This is a genomic window from Streptomyces bauhiniae (assembly GCF_004784475.1).
Lineage (GTDB): Bacteria > Actinomycetota > Actinomycetes > Streptomycetales > Streptomycetaceae > Streptomyces > Streptomyces seoulensis.
Genome location: NZ_SRRT01000005.1, coordinates 357,032 through 374,858 on the forward strand (window position 1 = coordinate 357,032; position 17,827 = coordinate 374,858).

Consider the following 17,827-nt stretch of genomic DNA (forward strand, 5'->3'; position numbering starts at 1 on the left):
GCGCCGCCGTCCGGCCCACCCCTTCCCGGCTCCTCAACCCGCAACCCGCCCCGGAGATCGATCCGTATGAAGTCGTCGAGCACAGGCCGCCGTCGCAAGGCACGCAACCCCGAGGGCGGCCGCGTCACGCGCCCCGCCGTCCTCGCGCTGGCCGTGCTGCTCGTGCTCGTCTCCACGGTCACGGGGTATCTGCTGCTCAACCACGAGGACGACATCGCCTCCGCGGTCTCCCCCGCCAAGGACCCCGGCGCGTCCGCGGAGCCGGAGTGGGACGGGAAGACCAAGGTGCTCGGGGACGGCTCCACGTCCTACACCGGGCCACAGCAGGGCACGTTGAAGCCCGTACGGCTCAAGCCCGGTGAGAAACCGCCCCAGTTCGTCGTCTTCTCCTGGGACGGCGGGCTGGAGGGCAGCGACCATCTCTTCTCGCACTACCGTCAACTTGCCAAGCAGTACAACGCCCATATGACGTTCTTCCTCACCGGCATCTATCTGCTGCCGAAGGCGAAGAAGGACCTCTACCACCCGCCGCAGCACTCCCCCGGCGCCGCCGCCATCGACTACGCCACCGACGAGCACATCCGCGAGACCGTGGAGCAGTTGCGCGAGGCGTACGAGGACGGCAACGAGATCGGCACCCACTTCAACGGCCACTTCTGCGGCGCCAAGGGCGGCGGCGACTGGAGCGTGGAGGAATGGAAGAGCGAGATCGACCAGTTCTTCTCGTTCGTGGAGCACTGGAAGACCAACACCGGCTACAAGGACATCGACCCGCTGCCCTTCGACTTCAAGAAGGAGGTCACCGGCGGCCGGGCGCCCTGTCTGGAGGGCCAGAAGAACCTGCTGAAGGCCATCAAGAGCTACGGCTGGCGCTACGACGCCAGTTCGGCGGGCGACTTCCAGATCTGGCCGGAGAAGAAGAACGGCATCTGGGACTTCCCGCTCCAGATGCTCCCCTACGAGTCCGGCAAGTACCAGGGCCTGTCCATGGACTTCAACTTCCTGTACAACCAGTCGGACGGCGAGACGCAGGGCGACCCGGCCGAGTTCCCCAAGTGGGAGCAGCAGACGGTCGATTCGTACATGGCCGGTTTCAACCGGGTGTACTACGGGAGCCGGGCGCCGCTGTTCATCGGCAACCACTTCGAGGACTGGAACGGCGGCATCTACATGCGGGCCATCGACCAGGTGGTCAAGAACGTGTGCACCAAGAAGGGCGTGAAGTGCGTGTCCTTCAAGGAACTGGCCGACTGGATGGACGTCCAGACACCGCAGACGCTGGCGCGGCTGCGCACCCTGGACCCGGCCCAGTCGCCCGACTGGTCATCGGTCGTCAAGTGACCTGTGAAACAGTCTGGTTCCACTTGTGCATCCCGTCTTCACACCTGCCGCACACGGCATGCGAAGATGCGTTCGCCCGGTCTCTGTCACCGGAGTCCCGGTCTGTGTACCGGCGTAGAGGGGAACATCATTGAAGTCAAGAAAATTGAGCCGTAAGCGGAGCCGCGCCACCATAATCTCGGCGGCGGCCGCCTCCGTGGTGGCGGGCGTCGCCCTGCTGCCGAACTGGAGCGCGGGCGCGGCGGTCACCGACGACCCGACCGTCGACACGGCGACCAAGGCGACCTTCCAGAAGCTGGCGGACGCGGTCTTCACCGACCGCACCCAGGCCCTGGTGGGCGGTGCTTCGGAGAGCCGCAAGCAGCGGACCTCCGGTTTCTCCGGCGATGTGCGCCTGTCCGGCACGCAGTCGCGCCAGGAGGACTCGGCGCTCAGCCAGTTGCGCGGCCGCAAGAGCCGGCTGGCCGCGCTGGGCGAGCAGTACAGCGCGGGCAGCACCAGCGTGAAGCTGGACGCCACGCAGGTCAAGGGACGGCGTGCCACGGTGGCCGTCACCGAGACCACGTCGCTGACCTACAAGAAGGTCACGGGCAACGAGCCCCCCACCACGGGGTTCCAGGCGCACCACGAGCTGACCTTCCAGGCGGACCGCGGTGGCAACTGGCAGCTCACGCGCATCAAGGACACCGACGAGGGTTACCTCGCGGTGAACCAGGTGGCGAAGCCCGAGGTGGCCAAGGTCGAGGTGAAGGCGGACGACAGCCCGCCGGACGCGCCCCGCGCGGCCACCACCCGGCCGGCTCCGGCGAAGCCGAAGACCCTCACGGGCACCGGCTACGACTACAAGGCCATGGTCGCGTACGCGACGAAGTACTGGAGCAAGTACAACACCGAGTACCCGGACTTCAACGGGGCCGGCGCCGGTGGTGACTGCACCAACTTCGTCAGCCAGGCGCTGAAGGCGGGTGGCTGGAAGCACGTTCCCGGTTACACGAACGACTTCCACAAGTGGTTCGGCACCGCCGACATCCAGTCGGACTCCTTCGTGGGTGTGAACGAGTTCTCCTGGTTCGCGCTGTCCTCGAAGCGGGTCACGAGCCTTGCGAATGTCTACCAGGCGGACATCGGCGATGTCATCCAGATGGACTTCAACAAGGACGGGTCCAAGGACCACACGATGATCGTCACCAAGCGCGACGCCCAGGGCGTGCCCTACGTGACGTACCACTCCACCAACACCTACAACCGGTCGGTGGCCAGCCTCGTCGCGTCCTACCCGACGGCGGCGTTCTACGCCTACCGCACCTGATGAGGTGACCGAGGACCCCCGCCCGGCAACCCGCCGGGCGGGGGTCTTCGCGCGTGGGGACGACGGTGGTCCTTTGCCGCGTGGCGGGGCGTGGATACAGTCGGCCGTCGACCGGGATTTGGCGGGTGTGACCTCAGGGGGCCTGGATGAGCCGGTATGCGCGGCTGGCGTTCACCAAGAATGTGCGGGGTGTGCAGGAGGAGCGGGGCAGTGCGCAGGCGATGGCGCGGCTGCTGGCGCGGGACACCGAGGAGCCGGACCGGCTGGGGCCGGACGAGGCGGACTTCATCCAGGCACGTGACGGGTTCTACCTGGCCAGCACCGGGGAGGACGGGTGGCCGTACGTGCAGTTCCGGGGCGGCCCGCCGGGCTTCGTGCATGTGCTGGACAGCGGCACGCTGGCCTGGGTGGAGGTGCGCGGCAACCGGCAGTACATCACCGCGGGCAACCTCCGCTCCGACGACCGGGTCTCGCTGTTCTTCATGGACTACGCCAACCCCACCCGGTTGAAGATCTTCGGCCGGGCGGAGACCCGTGATCCGGCCGAATTCCCGGAGCTGCACGAGCAGTTGTCCGACCTGCGCACCGACGGCCCGCTGGAGCAGCTCATGCTGATCCGGGTGGAGGGCCTGTTCTGGAACTGCCCCAAGCACATCACCCCGCGCTACTCGGAGCCGGAGCTGGCCGAGGCACTGGAGCCGGTCCGGGAGCGGCTGCGGATGCTGGCGGAGGAGAACCTGGAGCTGCGGGAGCGGCTCCAGGCGCGGGACTGAGCGGCGCCGGAACCCCTCCGGCGGGGTTCCGGCAGCCACGTGCTCAGGGACCCGGCGTCACTGCCCGGCGAGCCGCGCCCGGATCAGCCACAGCCGGTTGGCGAACCGGCGCCCGCGCGGCTGGACGTCGTACGGCCAGCGCCCCTCGCCCGCGCCGGGCTGGCCCGGCTCCTTCAGCGACTCGACCTCCCAGCCGTTCGCCTGAAGGAACGGCTCCGGCTCGTCGGTGCCGAAGATCCACGGCGTGCCGTCCTCCGCGAGCCGGTCGAGGAACGGCTTGGAGAACGGGCTGCGCAGCAGGGTCCGGCCGAGGATGTCGAAGGCCAGGTGGCTGCCGGGCGCGGAGGCGGAGGCCAGCAGGCGCAGCAGCCCGCCGGCCTGCTCCTCGGTGAGGAAGAAGGTCAGCGCCTCGGCGACCCACAGCGTGGGCCGCGTCCGGTCGAAGCCGGCCGCCTCCAGGTCGGGCAGCCACTCCTTGGTCAGGTCCGCGGACACCTCGCGGCGCTTGACGGAGGGCTTGGCGCCCAGCGCGTCGAGGCGGCGCCGCTTCTCGGTGATGAGCGGGCCGTGGTCGACCTCGTAGACGTCGACGTCGTCGGGCCAGTCGAGCCGGAAGGCGCGGGTGTCCATGCCTGCGGCGATCAGCACGACCTGGCCTATCGAGCCGTCCGCGAGCAGGTCGCGGATCGCGTCGTCCAAGAAGCGGGTGCGGATGGAGATGAACGGCAGCAGTCCGCCGCCGACATAGCGGTCGATCAGCTCGAACCCCTTGGGCTCGGCGAGGTCGCGGGCCAGCGGGTCGACGTAGAGGGCGTCCTCGCGCTCGGACTCCAGGGCGCGGGCGGCGGCCATCCACTGTGCGGTGTACGAAACGGCGTGCATGGGTGTGGTGGTCCTTTCGGCAAGTTCTCTTGTCCAGCAGGGAAGTTGAGAGGCGGGCTCAGGTGCGGATGACCGCCTTGGTGCGCATCAGGAAGTCGCCGAGGAAGCCGTCGTGCGGCAGGCCGGGCGCGATGCGGTAGGTGGGGGTGTCGCCGACGTAGACGTTGCCGATGGTGGGCTCCTCCAGCAGCCGGTCGATCAGCTCCTCCCGTGTGGTCAGCGCGGTGACGACGAGGCTGTCCCGCAGGACGGCCGTGCCGGCCTCGGGGGTCCAGGGCGCCACCCAGACGCAGGGGAAGGGCAGTTCGACGCCGAGCAGGGCCGCGTCGGGCCGGTCGGCTTGATGCACGGCGGGCCGCAACGCGGCGCTGCCGTCCCCGAGTTCGGCCACCACCCCCTCCGCGCCCAGCCAGGGCCGGGTGCCCGCAGCCCGGTTGGCCAGGTGGGCGCCGAACGCCCGTGCCGTGGCGACGGGTTGGACGGGCAGTACGGCCTTGTCGTCCTCCGGCGCGAGCGCGGGCAGCGCGCCGAGCCGTTCGGCGAGAGCCGCGCACAGCGGAGCCGGGTCGCCCTCCACGAGGACGGCGGTGGCATTGACGCAGCCCGTGCCGCCGTGGTGGCTGACGGAGTCGACGATGGTGTCCAGGTGCTCGCGCCAGTCCACCTCGGCGGTGACGAGGATCTTGGACCGGCCGGGCCCCTGGGTCAGCACCGCCGGGTCGGTCCGGTGGCGCCGGACCGCGTCGTCGCCGCCGTACACCATGCCGAGGTCGGCGCCGCGCAGCAGCTCGTCGGCCAGCTCGTGCCCGGTGGGCAGGAACGCCACCTGGTCCGGCCCGAGCCCGGCCTCCCGCAGCGCGGTGATCAGACGGTACGGGGTGAAGGGCTCCCGGCGCGAGGGGCGGACGGCGACCCGGAAGCCGAGCGCCAGCGCCTCGGGCCAGAGGCTGTGGGTACCGGGGTGGTTCCCGGCCGCGTTCACCGCGAACACCTCGCCGCGCCGGGTCCACACCGCGCGCCCGGCGCGGGTGAGCGGGTCCCGCCAGTCGTCACGGGCGTCCACCGGCCGGGCCCGCCGCGCGCTGTCGTACGCGGCCGCCAGGCGCTCCCCGATGGCGCGGGTCGCGGTGCGCACGACCCCCAGGGGCACTCCGCCGACCCGGCTGACGAGGTGCTCGTGCTCGGCGACGGTCAGCCCGCCCACCCGGCCGGTGGTGAACAGCTCGGCCGCACGGGCCAGTACGGCGGCCCGCCGATCGGGCGCCGGCGGCTCGGCGCGGCGCAGCGCGGTCAGCGCGCGGTGCAGGAACACCCCCGGTACCAGGCTGAGTTGGGCGACCGGCGTGCCGGAGACATCGGTGACCGTGAGCCGGTTGCGGGCGCGGTACGGGCCCCTCGGCCCGAGCGCGTCGAGCTGGGGCAGCCCCTCCTCTTCCGTCACGGCCGGCATCAGTAGACCCCCTCGATGACCGTCTCGTTCTCGAAGGTGCCGACCGGCGCGATGTCGGCGACGGAGTCCCCGATCCCGCCCTCGGGCGGCCGGACGCGGGTGGCCAGGTCGCGTTCTAGGTTGTTGGGCAGCAGGAAGGACTTGCTGACGTGGTGGGCGACCACCCGTCCCCGCTCCCCGTAGGGGACGGGCCGGCCGGTCTCGGGGTCGACCACGCCGAAGGTGACCCAGGGGTCGAGGGTGTCGAAGACGCAGGGCCCGTCGTCCGGGAGGCCCGGCCGCTCCCCCGCGAAGCCGAGGATCATCGTGCTGCCGTAGTTGCCGCTGAGGACGGTGTCGGGGAAGACCTCGGTGCGGTACAGGTGACGGGAGTCGGCGTCCATCTGGGTGCCGCCCCAGCGGATCGCGCGGACCTTGTCGTTGACGAGGTCGACCAGGTCGTCCCGGCGGGCCAGCCGCTCCAGCAGAGGCGGGGTGATGGTCATGACCCCGATGTCCTGGGTGCGCAGCACCTCGGCGGCCTGGTCGATCACGTGCTCGGCGTAGGCGCCCGCCTCGGGTCCCCGGCCCTCGGCGATGGTCCGCTTGACCCAGCGCGGGTCGAGGTCGACGCGGAACCCGTACCGGCCGTGGGTCGCCGCGGAGCGCTGGAAGTACTCGCCGACGATGTGCGGGCCGCCGGGCACCAGGCCGAGCCAGTCGGCGCCGCGCGGGAAGCCGTGCGCGTCGAGCGCCTCGTTGCTCCAGTGCAGGGTGCGCTCCAGCCAGTCCCGCAGCAGCACCACGCGCTTGGGGGCGCCGGTGGTGCCGCCGCTCTCGTAGACCCCGATCACGTCGGGGCGGTCGCCGTAGCCGCGCGGGACGAGGTCGGCGGCGGGGACGTGCCGGAGTTCGGCGGCGACGTTGGGGAAGCGGGCGAGGTCGGCGTGGGTGCGGATGTCGCGGCGGGGGTCGAAGTCGAAGGCGGTGGCCCGCTTGAGCCAGAACGGCGATCCGGTGTCCGGGTCGAAGTGCCAGGCCATGGCGGCCTGCACGAAGGCGTCCGGGTCGGGGCGGGTGCCGTGCGGCGGTTCGAGGATGCGGTCGGTCTCGGCGATGTCCAGCGTCATGGCGCGTCCCAGGTCAGGTGGTCAGGAGTGGGGTCCGGCGGCGAGGGCGACGGGGTTGCCGTCGGGGTCGGTGACGTAGGCGATCCGCTCGCCCCAGGGCATCTCCACGGGGTCGCGCAGCAAGGGGACGCCGGCCCCGGCGAGTTCCTTCAGCAGGGTGTCCAGGTCGTCGACGAGGACGAACATCTCGAACCGGACCCCGGTGCCCAGCGGCCGGCCGTACCGGGTGGCGGGCCAGTCGGCGGAGACCACGGCCAGCTCCGCGGTGCCGCGGGCGAGGGCGATGTACGTGGGCTCGCCCTCGGGCGGGTTCTGCCGCAGCCGGGTGAAGCCGAGCCGTTCGTAGAAGGCGGCGGTCGCCGGGACGCGCTCGGCGAAGACCAGGGGGAAGGCGCGTTCCTGCATGGCGGGGCGGCTCCTGTCGTCGGGGGCGGTCATGGCTGGAGCCGGGTGACGCGCCAGTCGGCGCCGTCGCGTTCGTAGCGCAGCCGGTGGTGCATCCGGTCAGAGCGGGCCGACCAGAACTCCACCTCGTGCGGGACCAGCCGGTAGCCGGTGAACCGGGCGGGGCGGTCCAGGGCGGCGCCGGTGGCGGCGAGGGACTCGGCGGCGGCGCGCAGCGCGTCGGGGTCGGTGAGGGGCTCGCTCTGCTGGGACGCGGCGGACATGGCGTGCAGCGGGACGGGCCGCGCGTGCCAGAGGGCGTCCGCCTCGGCCTCCCCGATGGGGACGGCCGGGCCGCCGATGCTGATCTGCTGGGCGGTCTCGCGCCAGTAGAGCAGCCCGGACGCCCAGCCGGTCTCCTCGATGTCCCGGCTCTTGCGGCTGGTGCTGTGGGTGGTGAACAGCAGGCCCTCGTCGTCGATGCCGCCGAAGACCACGACCCGGGTGGAGGCGCGGCCGCGCTTGTCGGCGGTGGCCAGGGCGAGCGCCCGGGGCTCGCGCACCCCCTGCTCGACGGCCTGGGCGAGCCAGTCCCGGACCAGGCCCAGGGGCTCCGCCGGCGGGTCGTCGTACTCCGGGAAGCCGCGGTCGGTGCGGCCGGTGAGGCTCTCGAACTTGCTGCTGTTCATGCCGTGCCTTCCTTGAGTCGGGGCCTAGACGTAGAGGGTTCCGCGCCCCACCGGGACGCCGTGGCCGCCGACCTGGACGGAGGTGATGTGCTCCCCGGTGCCCTCGGCGGTGGCGAGCATCAGCGAGGGGCGGCCCATCTCCACGCCCTGGAGGATCTCCAGCGGCTGCCCGTAGCGGGCGAGGCCATGGCGGGCGAGGTGGATGGCGAGGGGGCCCGCCGCCGATCCGGTCGCCGCGTCCTCGACGACGCCGTAGGCCGGGGAGAACATCCGGGTCCGCCAGTGCGCGCCCTCCCCGGCGAAGCAGTTGGCCGCCATGTCGGGGAAGCGGGTGAGGGCGCGGTGGTCGGGGGTGAGCGCGGAGAGCGCGGCGACGCTCTCCAGCCCGACGAAGACGTGCCGGGGCCCGTTGCGGTAGATCTCCACCGGCGCGACGGTCCCGGTGACACCGAGCGCCTCCAGCAACTCCCCCGCGTGCTCGTACGGCTCCCAGACCGGGTGCGGCTGCCGCATGCGGACGGTCACCGCGCCGTCGTCGTCCCCGAGTTCGACGGGGATGGCGCCCATGGCGGTCTCCAGCCGCAGCCGGTCCCGCTTGAGCACCTCGCCCAGCGCGACCGCCGTGCCGAGCAACGGGTGTCCGGCGAAGGGCAGTTCGTTGACCGGGGTGAAGATGCGGATGCGCGCGTCGCCGCCGTCGCGGGCCGGGTGGACGAAGGTGGTCTCGGAGAGGTTCATCTCCCGCGCGATCCGCTGCATCGTCTCGGCCGAGAGGTCGCCGGCGTCCAGGAAGACGGCGACCGGGTTGCCGTACAGCGGCTTGCGGGAGAAGGCGTCCACGAGCAGGTACTCGTGCATCAGCGGGGCTCCTTGGTGACCTGGGGAACCGGGAGGGCGGCGGGGTCGGCGAGGGCTTCTACGGCGAAGCCCATGCGGTGGTCCGGGGGGCGGCCGATCAGGTCGGCGGCGCGGTTGGGCGGCAGCGGGTGGCCGGCGGGCCGGTCGGTCTCCCACACCATGACGGCGCCCCAGCGGTTGTGCGCCGGGTCCGCGACCCAGTACTTCACCTTCAGGCCCGGCACCTCGGCCCAGTCGCCGGTCACCCCCTCCGACAGGTGGGCGTTGAGGGTGTGGATGCTCTGGGGCGAGTCGTCCAGGTCCCACCAGGCGATCTCCAGCCTCATCGGGCGAGCACCCCCCGCAGGGCGTCCCCGAGCAGCCGGGGTCCGTCGACGGTGAGCACGGACTCGGCGTGGAACTGGAAGGAGGCGAAGTGGGGTCCGCGCAGCGCGTCGACCTCGCCGGTCTCCGGGTCCCGGCTGACCGCGACCTCGCCGGTGCCGGGTACGTGGTGGTGGTCGGCGGGGCTGACGGCGGCGAACGTGTTGTAGTAGCCGACGCGTTCGCGCCGTCCGAACAGGTCGATGGCGCGCTGCAGGCCCTGGTTGGGTTCCGCGCGCCGGATCAGCGGGAGGCCGAGGCGGCGGCTGAGCACCTGGTGGCTGAGGCAGACCGCGAGGAACGGCAGCCGGGCGCGCAGCAGTTGGGCCACGGCCGCGTCCAGCGCGGCGATCTTCGGGTCGGCGGTGTCCTGCGGGTCGCCGGGGCCGGGGCCCATCACGACCGCGTCGAACCCGTCGAGCCGGCCGTGCAGCCGGTCGTAGCGCAGCACCTCGGCGGTCGGGCCGAGCGCTTCGAGCTGCTGGACGATCATCGAGGTGAAGGCGTCCTCGGCGTCCACCACCAGGATCTTCAGCCCCTTCAGCTCGGGCACCCGGAGGGCGCCCGGGGGCGTGGCCGCGAGCCAGAAGTCGGCGATGTCGGCGTTCCGGCCGCGCAGCGCCTCCTGGACCTCGGGCCTGTCCCCGAAGCGGGCCGTCGGCACCGGGGGCACGTCGGGGCCGGCCGCGCCGCCCAGGGCGTGCAGCAGCCCGGCCGCCTTGGCGCGGGTCTCGGCGGCCTCCGCGCGCGGCGAGGAGTGGCGTACGAGGGTGGCGCCGACCGCGAGCCGCAGCTTGCCGTCGGCGGCGATGTCGGCGGTGCGGATCAGGATGGCGGAGTCCAGCGAACGCCCGCCGCCGGGTTCGCGGCTGATCAGCGCGGCGACCCCGCTGTAGTAGCCGCGTCCCTGGGGCTCGTGGCGCTGGATGACGCGGGCCGCGCTCTCCACCGGGCTGCCGGTGACGGTGGGCGCGAACAGGGTCTCGCGGAGGATGTCGCGCAGGTCGCGGCGGGTACGGCCCTCGATGAAGTACTCGGTGTGGGCGAGCCGGGCCATCTCCTTGAGCCGGGGTCCGGTGACGCGGACGCCGGGTTCGCAGACGCGGGACATCATCTTCAGTTCCTCGTCCAGCACCATGTACAGCTCGTCGGTCTCCTTGCGGTCCTCGAGGAACGCGGTGAGACCGGCCAGGTCGGCGCCGCCGGGCGGGTAGCGGTAGGTGCCGCTGATGGGGTTCATCACGGCGTGGCCGTCCCGTACCGAGATGTGCCGTTCCGGGGTGGCGCCGACGAAGGCCCGCCCGCCGACGTGGATGACGAAGGTCCAGTAGGCGCTGTGCTCGACCGAGGTCAGCCGGCGGAAGACGGCCAGCGCGGTGTGCGGGGTGTAGCCGTCGAGGTCGGCGAGCAGGGTGCGGCGCAGCACGAAGTTGGCGCCCTCGCCGGTGCCGATCTCGTCCGCGACGACCCGCCGCACCTTCTCGGCGTACTCGTCGTCGGACAGGTCGAAGCGGTGGCCGCTCATGCCGACCGGGGTGTCGGGCAGCCGCTCCAGCACGCCGTCGAGGGGCAGCTCGGCCTGCTCGGTGACGGTGAGCGCGATCAGGGGCGAGCCGTCGTCGGGGGCGGCGAAGTCCCGTTCGGCGAGCTGGCGGTAGGGCACCAGGACGAGGGTCTCGTGGCCCGGCGTGTCCGTGCCCTCCGGCAGCGGCAGTCCGGCGAGCGTGGCCGGGTGGGAGACCTCGCCCAGCAGGACGTCGACGGTGCCGGGGGTGCCGCTCTCCGGCCGGTGCAGCAGGGCGAAGTCGTGGTCGCCGGGGGCGGCGAGCAGGCGGTCCAGGAGGTCGCTGGGCGGGCTCACCGGAACACCTCCGCGCTGGGCAGGACCACCCCGCAGCGCTCGGCCACGTAGTCCAGGGCGAGGCGGTGCCGCTCCTCGGAGAAGTCGGCGACGGCGTCGGCGGCGAGGAAGACCTGGATGTCGTTGGTGAACGCCTCGACGGCCGTGGCGAGCACGCCGATGTGGGCGTAGACCCCGCAGAGCACGAGCTGGTCGCGCCCGGCGGCGCGCAGCCGGCGCAGCAGGCCGGAGCGGTGGAAGGCGCTGTAGCGGTACTTGGTGAGCACCCAGTCGCCGGGGTCGGGGGCGAGTTCGGGCACCACCTCGCGGTCCTCGGGGGCGGTGCGCATGCCCGGACCCCAGAAGTCCTTGAGCAGCCCCCGGTCCTCGTCGGTCATGCCGCCCGGCTGCGCGGTGTAGGCCACCGGCACCGCGAGGCTCACGGCGCGTTTGCGCAACCGGGCGGCGTTGTCGACGAGTTCGGAGCGCAGCGGGTCGGGGACGGACCGCAGGAAGAAGTGCTGCATGTCGTGGATCAGCAGCGTGGCCCGCTGCGGGTCCGGCGTCCAGTGGGCCGTGTTCGCCGGGAGGCTGTCCGCCGCCGGCAGGGCGTAGGGCGCGATACGGGGTATGCCGACCACCAGTCGGCTCCTTTCGGGGCGGGAGGGATACGGGCCTGCCGGGGCACGGCAAAGGCTCAGCGCAGGGTGTGCGCCCAGCCGGTGACCATGCGCAGCGCCTGGTCGGGGTTGAGCCGGGGGTCGCAGAACGTGGTGTGCCGGTCCCCCACGCTGCCGAGCTGGGAGACGTCTGCGGCGCACTCGGTGACGTCGTCCGGGGTGGTCTCCAGGTGGAGGCCGCCGTTGACGCCGCCGCTCTCGGCCAGGGCCGTGCCGAAGCCCTCGATCTCGGCGAGCATCGCGTCCACCAGGCGGGTCTTGTGCCCGGCGGGGCTGGTGATGGTGTTGCCGTGCATGGGGTCGCACAGCCAGATCGCCGGGTGCCCGGCGGCCCGTACGGCCTCCACCAGCGGGGGCAGCCTGCTGGCCACGAAGTCGGTGCCCATGCGGGCGACCAGCACCAGCCGGCCGGGTTCGCGGTGCGGGTCGAGACGGGCGGCCAGGGCGGTGACGTCCTCGGTGGTCGTACCGGAGCCGATCTTGCAGGCGACCGGGTTCAGCACCTCGGCGAGCAGCCGCACATGGGCGCCCTCGGGCTGGCGGGTGCGCTCCCCGATCCACGGCAGGTGCGTGGAGCCCAGGTAGGGGCGGGTGCCGTCCTGGCGCAGCATGGGCAGTTCGTAGTCGAGCAGCAGGGCCTCGTGGCTGGTCCACACCTGTTCGGCGGGCGGCCGGCCGGCGTTGACGTCGGCCAGTTCGCGGACGATCTCCTGGGCGGCCTGGTGGCAGGTGAGGATGCGCTCGGGGTCGGCGCGGCGGCTGACCGGGTCGGCCTCGGGGGCGTTGACCATGTGGCCGCGGAAGACGGGCAGGGTGGTGCCGCCGACCTGCTCCACGGGCTTGGAGCGGGGTTTGGCGAACTGTCCGGCGATCCGGCCGACGCGCAGCACGGGCTTGCCGGTGATCGCGCCGGCCGTCTCCGCGAGGTGGTCGAGCAGGTCGGTCTTGCGGCGCACGTGCCGGGGGGTGGACTCGGCCGGGTCCTCGGCGCAGTCCCCCGCCTGGAGCAGCAGGGCCCGGCCGGCGGCGACGTCGGCGAGCAGATGACGCAGCGCTTCGGCGGCGTCGGCGGTGACCAGGGGCGGACAGGTGCGGAGGGTGGCGCGCACCCGCTCGACCGGGCGGGCGTCGTCCCACTGGGGCTGCTGCAGGGCGAGTGAGGCGTGGATGTCCTGGAGGGACTGGAGGGAGGGGCGCACGGCTTCCTCTTGCGGGTTCGGGGTGGGGACCGGGGGCCGGCCGGCCGGCGTCAGGTCGGGATTCCGTCGCGGCGGACCGCGGGGACGTCGATACCGAGGGCCCGGAACTGCTGGCAGGGGTTCATGAACTCGCGCTGCTGCTTGATCTTCCCGTTCTCGAAGGTGAAGGAGTGCAGGAAGTGGTTGCGGTAGAGGCCGGGCTCGTAGCCGGGGAAGAGGATCTGGCCCTCGCCGTCGCACTCCACCCAGAACCGGTCGGGGTCCTGGGTGTCGAAGATCTCGACGTTGATCCAGGCCCAGTCGGGGAAGCACTTGAGCGACCAGACGGCGTGCTCGCCGAGGCGGTCGCGGCCGCTGATGACGATGGGCTCGCCGGTCTCGGTGGTCCACAGGCCGCCGGTGCCGTCCTCGGTGAACAGCAGGTGGCGCTCGAGGCGGTCCTGGCCGCGGGTGTTCATGTACTGGGCGACGATGGCGCGGTTCTGTTCGCGGATCTCGTGCTCGTCGGACATGTCTGATCTCGCTTTCCGTCACGGGGAGGCGAAGGGCCGCTGCCGCGCCGTAGGGGGCGGGCGGGCCTGGAGCACATCGGAACGAAGGGGAGTTCGCGGTGGTGGTACGGGCCGTCAGACCAGCATGCTGATGGCGCGCGGGTCCTGGCCGACCAGGGCGCTGCCGTAGACCTGCTCGGGGACGCCCATGCCGAAGCCGGCGTGCCGGCTGCCGGTGTGGACGTCGCGCCAGAGCCGCTGGAGGGGGTTGGACTCGTCCAGGGCGGAGGAGCCGTAGAGGGTGACGATGTCGTCGACGGCCTGGCGGCACTGCTGGACGACCTGGGTGGCGTCCATGCGGGCGCGGGCCCGGGTGAGCAGGTCGGGGTTCTCGCCCGCCAGCGCGTGCTCGTCGACGCTGTCGGCGAGGCGGCGGGCGTGCAGGTGGGCGGTGTCCAGCCGGGTGGCGGCGGCCGCGAGGGCGAGCCGGGCGGTGGGCGACTCGGCCTGGCTGGCGAAGGTGGTCCCGGCCACGCGCCGGGTCCCGGCGTGTTCCAGGGCGTAGCTCAGGGCGGTGTCGGCGCCGCCGAGCAGCGAGCCGATCAGGCCGACCATGAAGACGCCGGTCAGGCTGTTCCGGTAGCGGCGGTCGGCCGGCACCAGGCCGTCGCTCTCGCCGTCGATCAGGGGCTTGTAGGGCAGCAGCCGGTGCGCGGGCACGAACACCTTCTCGGCGACGACCGTGTTGCTGCCGGTGCCGCGCATCCCGACGAAGTGCCAGGTGTCGCGGACGGTGATGTCGGCGGCCGGCATCAGCGCGAAGTGCGGCTGGAGTCCGGTGCCGGTGTCGGCGAGCAGCAGTCCGCCGATCCACTCCGCGTGCAACGAGCCGGAGGCGTACGGCCATTCACCGCTGACCCGGACCCCGCCGTCCACCGGTTCCACGGTGCGCACGGGGGCGCCGAGGATGAGGGCGGTACGGGCGTCGGGGTCGTCGTCCCAGACCTCGGCGCGGGTGCGCTCGGGGAAGAGGGAGACGACGAAGTTGCCGACGTTGAGCACGCCGGTGACCCAGGCGGCGGAGACGCAGCCGCGGCCCAGCTCGGTACAGACCTCCAGCAGGGTGCGGATCGAGGTCTCGTGGCCGCCGTTGCTCTCGGGCACCAGCAGCCGGGTCAGTCCGGCGCCGGTGACGCGGGCCATGACCTCGTCGGGCAGCCGCCGGTCGCGGTCGCTGTCGGCGGCGCGTTTGAAGAGTTCCTCACGGAGGCCGGCGGCCTGGTTCACCAGCTCCGCGGCACGCGCGTCGAGGTCATTTCCTGAACCGCGCAATTTCTTTTTCCTTCCGGATTTTCGGGACGCAGAGAGCCCCGGTGCGGGTGGCGCTCCGGACGATTGGCGGTCCGATTCCTCCGGCCGCCCCGGCATCGTACGTGGGCCGGTTCGGCACAGCCACCCCCGTTGAATTCGCCGCGCCGGATACGAAACTTTTCGTTCCGCTTACCGGTCGCTCCGGGGCACGCGCGGCCGGGAAAAGCGGAATACGCTCTTTCCATCCACCCGGCCACCTGGGAGCGGGCGTTCAACCGTGGAATCTCCTCGGTTGAACGGGCGCCGGAGCGCGTCGGTGCGCCTTACGCGGGCGTCGGCGGCTGTGGTAATCCCTTTGGTTCGACAGGGCCGGACGCCGGATCTATTCCTCAGGAGACTGGCATGAGCAATAGCGCCCAGAAGTCCTACGATTACGGGACCGCCGACTTCAACGCCGTATATCGCGGAGGTGAACTGCTGGGTGACGCCGGGATCACCCGGGTCCCCTGGGACATCGGTGAACCGCAGCCCGGTGTGCTTGAATTCGAGCGCCGCGGACGAATTCGCGGCGAGGTGCTGGACGCGGGCTGTGGTCTGGGTGACAACGCCGTGTTCCTGGCCGCCCGCGGCTACCGGGTCACCGCCGTCGACGCCGCCTCCACGGCGATCGAGCGGGCCAGGGAGCGCGCGGCGAAGCAGGAGGGCGGCGCGGACATCGAGTTCGCCGTCGCCGACGCCACCAGCCTGGCCGGTTACGAGGGCCGCTTCGACACCGTCCTGGACAGCGCGCTGTTCCACACGCTCGACGCGGACGGGCGCCGCCGGTACGCCGCCGCGCTCGGCCGGGCCGCCCGGCCCGGCGCCTGGCTGGACATGCTGTGCTTCGCGGCGGTGCCGGGCGGGATGCCCGAGCCGCTGTCCGTCTCCGAGGAGACGGTGCGCGAGGTGCTGACCGGGGCCGGCTGGACGGTGACGGAGCTGACCCGGTCCGTCTACTGGGGCGTGGCCGAGGCCACCCGCACCTTCCTGGAGAAGACCGGCGTCCAGGTGGAGATCGACGAGGCGGGACGCACCCAGCTCCCGGTCTGGTCCGTCCTGGCCGAGCGCGCCTGACCCGCGCGCGTCCGCCGCAGAGCAACGTTCCCCGAAAGAAGGTCTGCCGATGCCGACGACCGTCAAACCCGTGAAGCTGGATCTGGCCCGGCTGGAAGCGATGGCGGAGTCCGACTACTACAACCCGTACACGATCTTCGACTGGCCCGAGTCCCTCGGCACCGACCGGCCGTGGATGAGCGAGGACCTGGTCACGCTCGCCGGCACCGAGGAGTGGGGGAAGCTGACGCGGGAGCAGCAGCTCGCCCTGACCCGGTTCGAGGCGGTGAACTTCTTCAGCCTCAACGTGCACGGCATCCGCGAGCTGCTCAGCGAGGTCGTGCTCCGCATCCACACCAAGACCTACGCCGACGCCTCGGAGTTCCTCCACCACTTCATCGGTGAGGAGAACGAGCACATGTGGTTCTTCGGGACCTTCTGCCTGAAGTACGGCGGCAAGGTGTACCCGGCGGTGCCGCAGGTCGGTCCGGGCCGGATCGAGGGGGTGGGCGACGCGGCGACCGAACTGGTCATCTTCGCCCGCATCCTGATCTTCGAGGAGCTGGTCGACTACTTCAACGCCCGGATGGCGACGGACGATTCGCTGCCGCCCATCGCGCAGGAGATCAACCGGGTCCACCACCAGGACGAGAGCCGTCATGTCGCCTTCGGGCGGCACCTGTTCACCCAGTTGCTGGACCAGGTCAAGGAGACCCGCCCGGAGGACATCCCGGTGCTGGCCAACTACCTGGAGACGTACCTCGAGTACAGCGTCCGCAGCCTGTACAACCCGGCCGTGTACCGCGACGCCGGGCTCGACCAGCCCCTCGAGCTGCGCCGCCGCCTGCTGGAGCACCCGGCCCGGCACGCCGCGCACACCGCGATCCTCAACCGCACCCGCAAGTTCCTCGCCCGCAACGGCCTTCAGGTCCAGGGAGCATCGGCATGAGCGACGACAAGCTGACCAAGATCCTCACCTTCATCCACCAGCGCAACCCCGAGGTGGGCGAGCTGAAGCTGGACGACGACCTGATCGACCGCCGCGCGGTGGACTCGCTGGCGTTCGTCGAGTTCCTCTACCTGCTGGAGGAGCTGAGCGGGGAGACCATCGACCCCGAGGAGATCGACGTCGAGGACTTCCGCACCCTGCGCGCCATCGACAAGCGCTTCCTGCACGGCGCGGCGGCCCACTGATGGGCACCGCCACGGGGACGACGGACAACGGCCTCGGCGTCCTCGGCCCGGACGAGCTGCGGCTGCTGCGCGCGTTCGACTCGCTGGTGCTGTCCTGGGCGCACGAGTGGGAGGCGGCGGAGCGGCGCTACCCGTTCCTGCTGCGGCCGGCGGACCTGGAGTCCATCGACTACTACGAGAACTTCCCGCACCTGGGCCTGGCCGCCGTCGCGGCCGACCCGGCCCGGCTCGGGGAGCTGCGCGCCGGTGCCGCGAGCCCGCTGACGGAGCTGCCCGCGTCCGTCCTCAACGACGCGGCCCTGGCCCTGCCTTCGGCCGCGTGTTACTCGGTCTATTTCGACCTGAAGGACCAGGCGCTTCCGGCGACGGAGAACCGGTTCACCACGGTCGCCACCTGTTTCCGCAACGAGACGCGCTACGAGGGCCTGCGCAGGCTGCTCGGCTTCAGCATGCGCGAGATCGTGTTCGTCGGCTCGCCCGAGGGCGCCACCGAGCACCTGAAGCGGGCCAAGGAGCAGGTGCTGGGCCTCGCCGACCGGCTGGGCCTGAAGATGAGCACCGAGGTCGCCACCGACCCGTTCTTCGACCGCACCGGATCACGGGCCACGATGCAGCGGCTCTTCCCGGTGAAGGAGGAGTTCGTGGTGGACGGCCTGGCCATCGGGTCGGTGAACTACCACCGCAACTTCTTCGGGGAGCGCTGCGCGATCTCCCTGCCCGACGGCGCGCCCGCCTCCACCAGTTGCCTGGCCTTCGGCCTGGAGCGGTGGGTGCACGCGCTGACCACCCGGTTCGGTGACGCCCGGTCCGCCGCCGAGGCGGTCCTCGAAGCCGTCTGAGCCCCGCCCGCCCTCCTGTGCCG

19 protein-coding genes are annotated in these 17,827 nt (G+C 71.9%); 7 read left to right on the forward strand and 12 right to left on the reverse strand.

Features of this window, described 5'->3' with window-relative positions; genetic code table 11:
• Positions 1-66 precede the first annotated feature (66 nt).
• The 3 genes from E5083_RS18505 to E5083_RS18515 all read left to right on the forward strand — a co-directional run bounded on the left by E5083_RS18505 (position 67) and on the right by E5083_RS18515 (position 3,423).
• A complete protein-coding gene (locus E5083_RS18505) occupies positions 67-1,341 on the forward strand; it encodes a polysaccharide deacetylase family protein (RefSeq protein WP_135786800.1) in 1,275 nt (424 codons plus the stop codon).
• A gap of 196 nt (positions 1,342-1,537) precedes the next feature.
• A complete protein-coding gene (locus E5083_RS18510) occupies positions 1,538-2,650 on the forward strand; it encodes an amidase domain-containing protein (RefSeq protein WP_135787045.1) in 1,113 nt (370 codons plus the stop codon).
• A gap of 146 nt (positions 2,651-2,796) precedes the next feature.
• The gene (locus E5083_RS18515; protein ID WP_135786801.1) at positions 2,797-3,423 is read left to right on the forward strand and encodes a pyridoxamine 5'-phosphate oxidase family protein; all 627 of its coding nucleotides are present in this window, start codon (positions 2,797-2,799) and stop codon (positions 3,421-3,423) included.
• 57 nt (positions 3,424-3,480) lie between these two features.
• Here the strand turns inward: E5083_RS18515 and E5083_RS18520 are convergent, their stop codons facing one another.
• The 12 genes from E5083_RS18520 to E5083_RS18575 all read right to left on the reverse strand — a co-directional run bounded on the left by E5083_RS18520 (position 3,481) and on the right by E5083_RS18575 (position 14,700).
• Positions 3,481-4,305, reverse strand: coding sequence for a class I SAM-dependent methyltransferase (locus tag E5083_RS18520; RefSeq protein ID WP_135786802.1), 825 nt, complete (start codon positions 4,303-4,305; stop codon positions 3,481-3,483).
• 58 nt (positions 4,306-4,363) lie between these two features.
• The gene (locus E5083_RS18525; RefSeq protein ID WP_135786803.1) at positions 4,364-5,755 is read right to left on the reverse strand and encodes an aldehyde dehydrogenase family protein; all 1,392 of its coding nucleotides are present in this window, start codon (positions 5,753-5,755) and stop codon (positions 4,364-4,366) included.
• Complete coding sequence (locus E5083_RS18530) at positions 5,755-6,864, reverse strand: phenylacetate--CoA ligase family protein (protein ID WP_135786804.1); 1,110 nt, start codon at positions 6,862-6,864, stop codon at positions 5,755-5,757. Before E5083_RS18530 ends, E5083_RS18525 begins: the two co-directional genes overlap by 1 nt.
• Positions 6,865-6,885: 21 nt before the next feature.
• Entirely contained in the window at positions 6,886-7,269 is a 384-nt protein-coding gene (locus E5083_RS18535; RefSeq protein WP_135786805.1) for a VOC family protein, read from the reverse strand.
• Between the two features lie 29 nt (positions 7,270-7,298).
• Positions 7,299-7,937: a phenazine biosynthesis FMN-dependent oxidase PhzG gene (phzG, locus tag E5083_RS18540; RefSeq protein ID WP_135786806.1), complete on the reverse strand. Its 639-nt coding sequence runs from the start codon at positions 7,935-7,937 to the stop codon at positions 7,299-7,301.
• A 24-nt stretch (positions 7,938-7,961) separates the two neighbouring features.
• Positions 7,962-8,795 carry a PhzF family phenazine biosynthesis protein gene (locus E5083_RS18545; protein WP_135786807.1) on the reverse strand — a complete coding sequence of 278 codons (834 nt, stop codon included), beginning with the start codon at positions 8,793-8,795 and terminating at the stop codon, positions 7,962-7,964.
• On the reverse strand, positions 8,795-9,121 hold the full coding sequence (locus E5083_RS18550) for a hypothetical protein (RefSeq protein ID WP_135786808.1): 327 nt from the start codon (positions 9,119-9,121) through the stop codon (positions 8,795-8,797). The genes E5083_RS18545 and E5083_RS18550 overlap by 1 nt, the downstream gene beginning before the upstream one ends.
• A complete protein-coding gene (locus E5083_RS18555; RefSeq protein WP_135786809.1) occupies positions 9,118-11,019 on the reverse strand; it encodes an anthranilate synthase family protein in 1,902 nt (633 codons plus the stop codon). Before E5083_RS18555 ends, E5083_RS18550 begins: the two co-directional genes overlap by 4 nt.
• Positions 11,016-11,639: an isochorismatase family protein gene (locus tag E5083_RS18560; protein ID WP_135786810.1), complete on the reverse strand. Its 624-nt coding sequence runs from the start codon at positions 11,637-11,639 to the stop codon at positions 11,016-11,018. The genes E5083_RS18555 and E5083_RS18560 overlap by 4 nt, the downstream gene beginning before the upstream one ends.
• Positions 11,640-11,695: 56 nt before the next feature.
• The gene (locus E5083_RS18565) at positions 11,696-12,877 is read right to left on the reverse strand and encodes a 3-deoxy-7-phosphoheptulonate synthase (protein WP_244317554.1); all 1,182 of its coding nucleotides are present in this window, start codon (positions 12,875-12,877) and stop codon (positions 11,696-11,698) included.
• Positions 12,878-12,927: 50 nt separating this feature from the next.
• Entirely contained in the window at positions 12,928-13,389 is a 462-nt protein-coding gene (locus E5083_RS18570; RefSeq protein ID WP_208754084.1) for a PhzA/PhzB family protein, read from the reverse strand.
• A gap of 114 nt (positions 13,390-13,503) precedes the next feature.
• Positions 13,504-14,700, reverse strand: a complete 1,197-nt coding sequence (locus tag E5083_RS18575; protein ID WP_208754085.1) for an acyl-CoA dehydrogenase family protein — start codon at positions 14,698-14,700, stop codon at positions 13,504-13,506.
• 381 nt (positions 14,701-15,081) lie between these two features.
• Here E5083_RS18575 and E5083_RS18580 point away from each other — a divergent pair, with 381 nt between their 5' ends.
• Genes E5083_RS18580 through E5083_RS18595 form a run of 4 tightly spaced genes read left to right on the forward strand, consistent with a single transcriptional unit; the run spans position 15,082 to position 17,804 of the window.
• The gene (locus E5083_RS18580; RefSeq protein WP_031180458.1) at positions 15,082-15,792 is read left to right on the forward strand and encodes a class I SAM-dependent methyltransferase; all 711 of its coding nucleotides are present in this window, start codon (positions 15,082-15,084) and stop codon (positions 15,790-15,792) included.
• Between the two features lie 49 nt (positions 15,793-15,841).
• Positions 15,842-16,720, forward strand: coding sequence for a diiron oxygenase (locus tag E5083_RS18585; RefSeq protein WP_031180457.1), 879 nt, complete (start codon positions 15,842-15,844; stop codon positions 16,718-16,720).
• On the forward strand, positions 16,717-16,965 hold the full coding sequence (locus E5083_RS18590) for an acyl carrier protein (RefSeq protein ID WP_135786812.1): 249 nt from the start codon (positions 16,717-16,719) through the stop codon (positions 16,963-16,965). The genes E5083_RS18585 and E5083_RS18590 overlap by 4 nt, the downstream gene beginning before the upstream one ends.
• Positions 16,965-17,804 (forward strand): class-II aminoacyl-tRNA synthetase family protein, encoded by an 840-nt coding sequence (locus tag E5083_RS18595; protein ID WP_135786813.1) that lies wholly within the window; start codon positions 16,965-16,967, stop codon positions 17,802-17,804. The genes E5083_RS18590 and E5083_RS18595 overlap by 1 nt, the downstream gene beginning before the upstream one ends.
• Positions 17,805-17,827 lie beyond the last annotated feature (23 nt).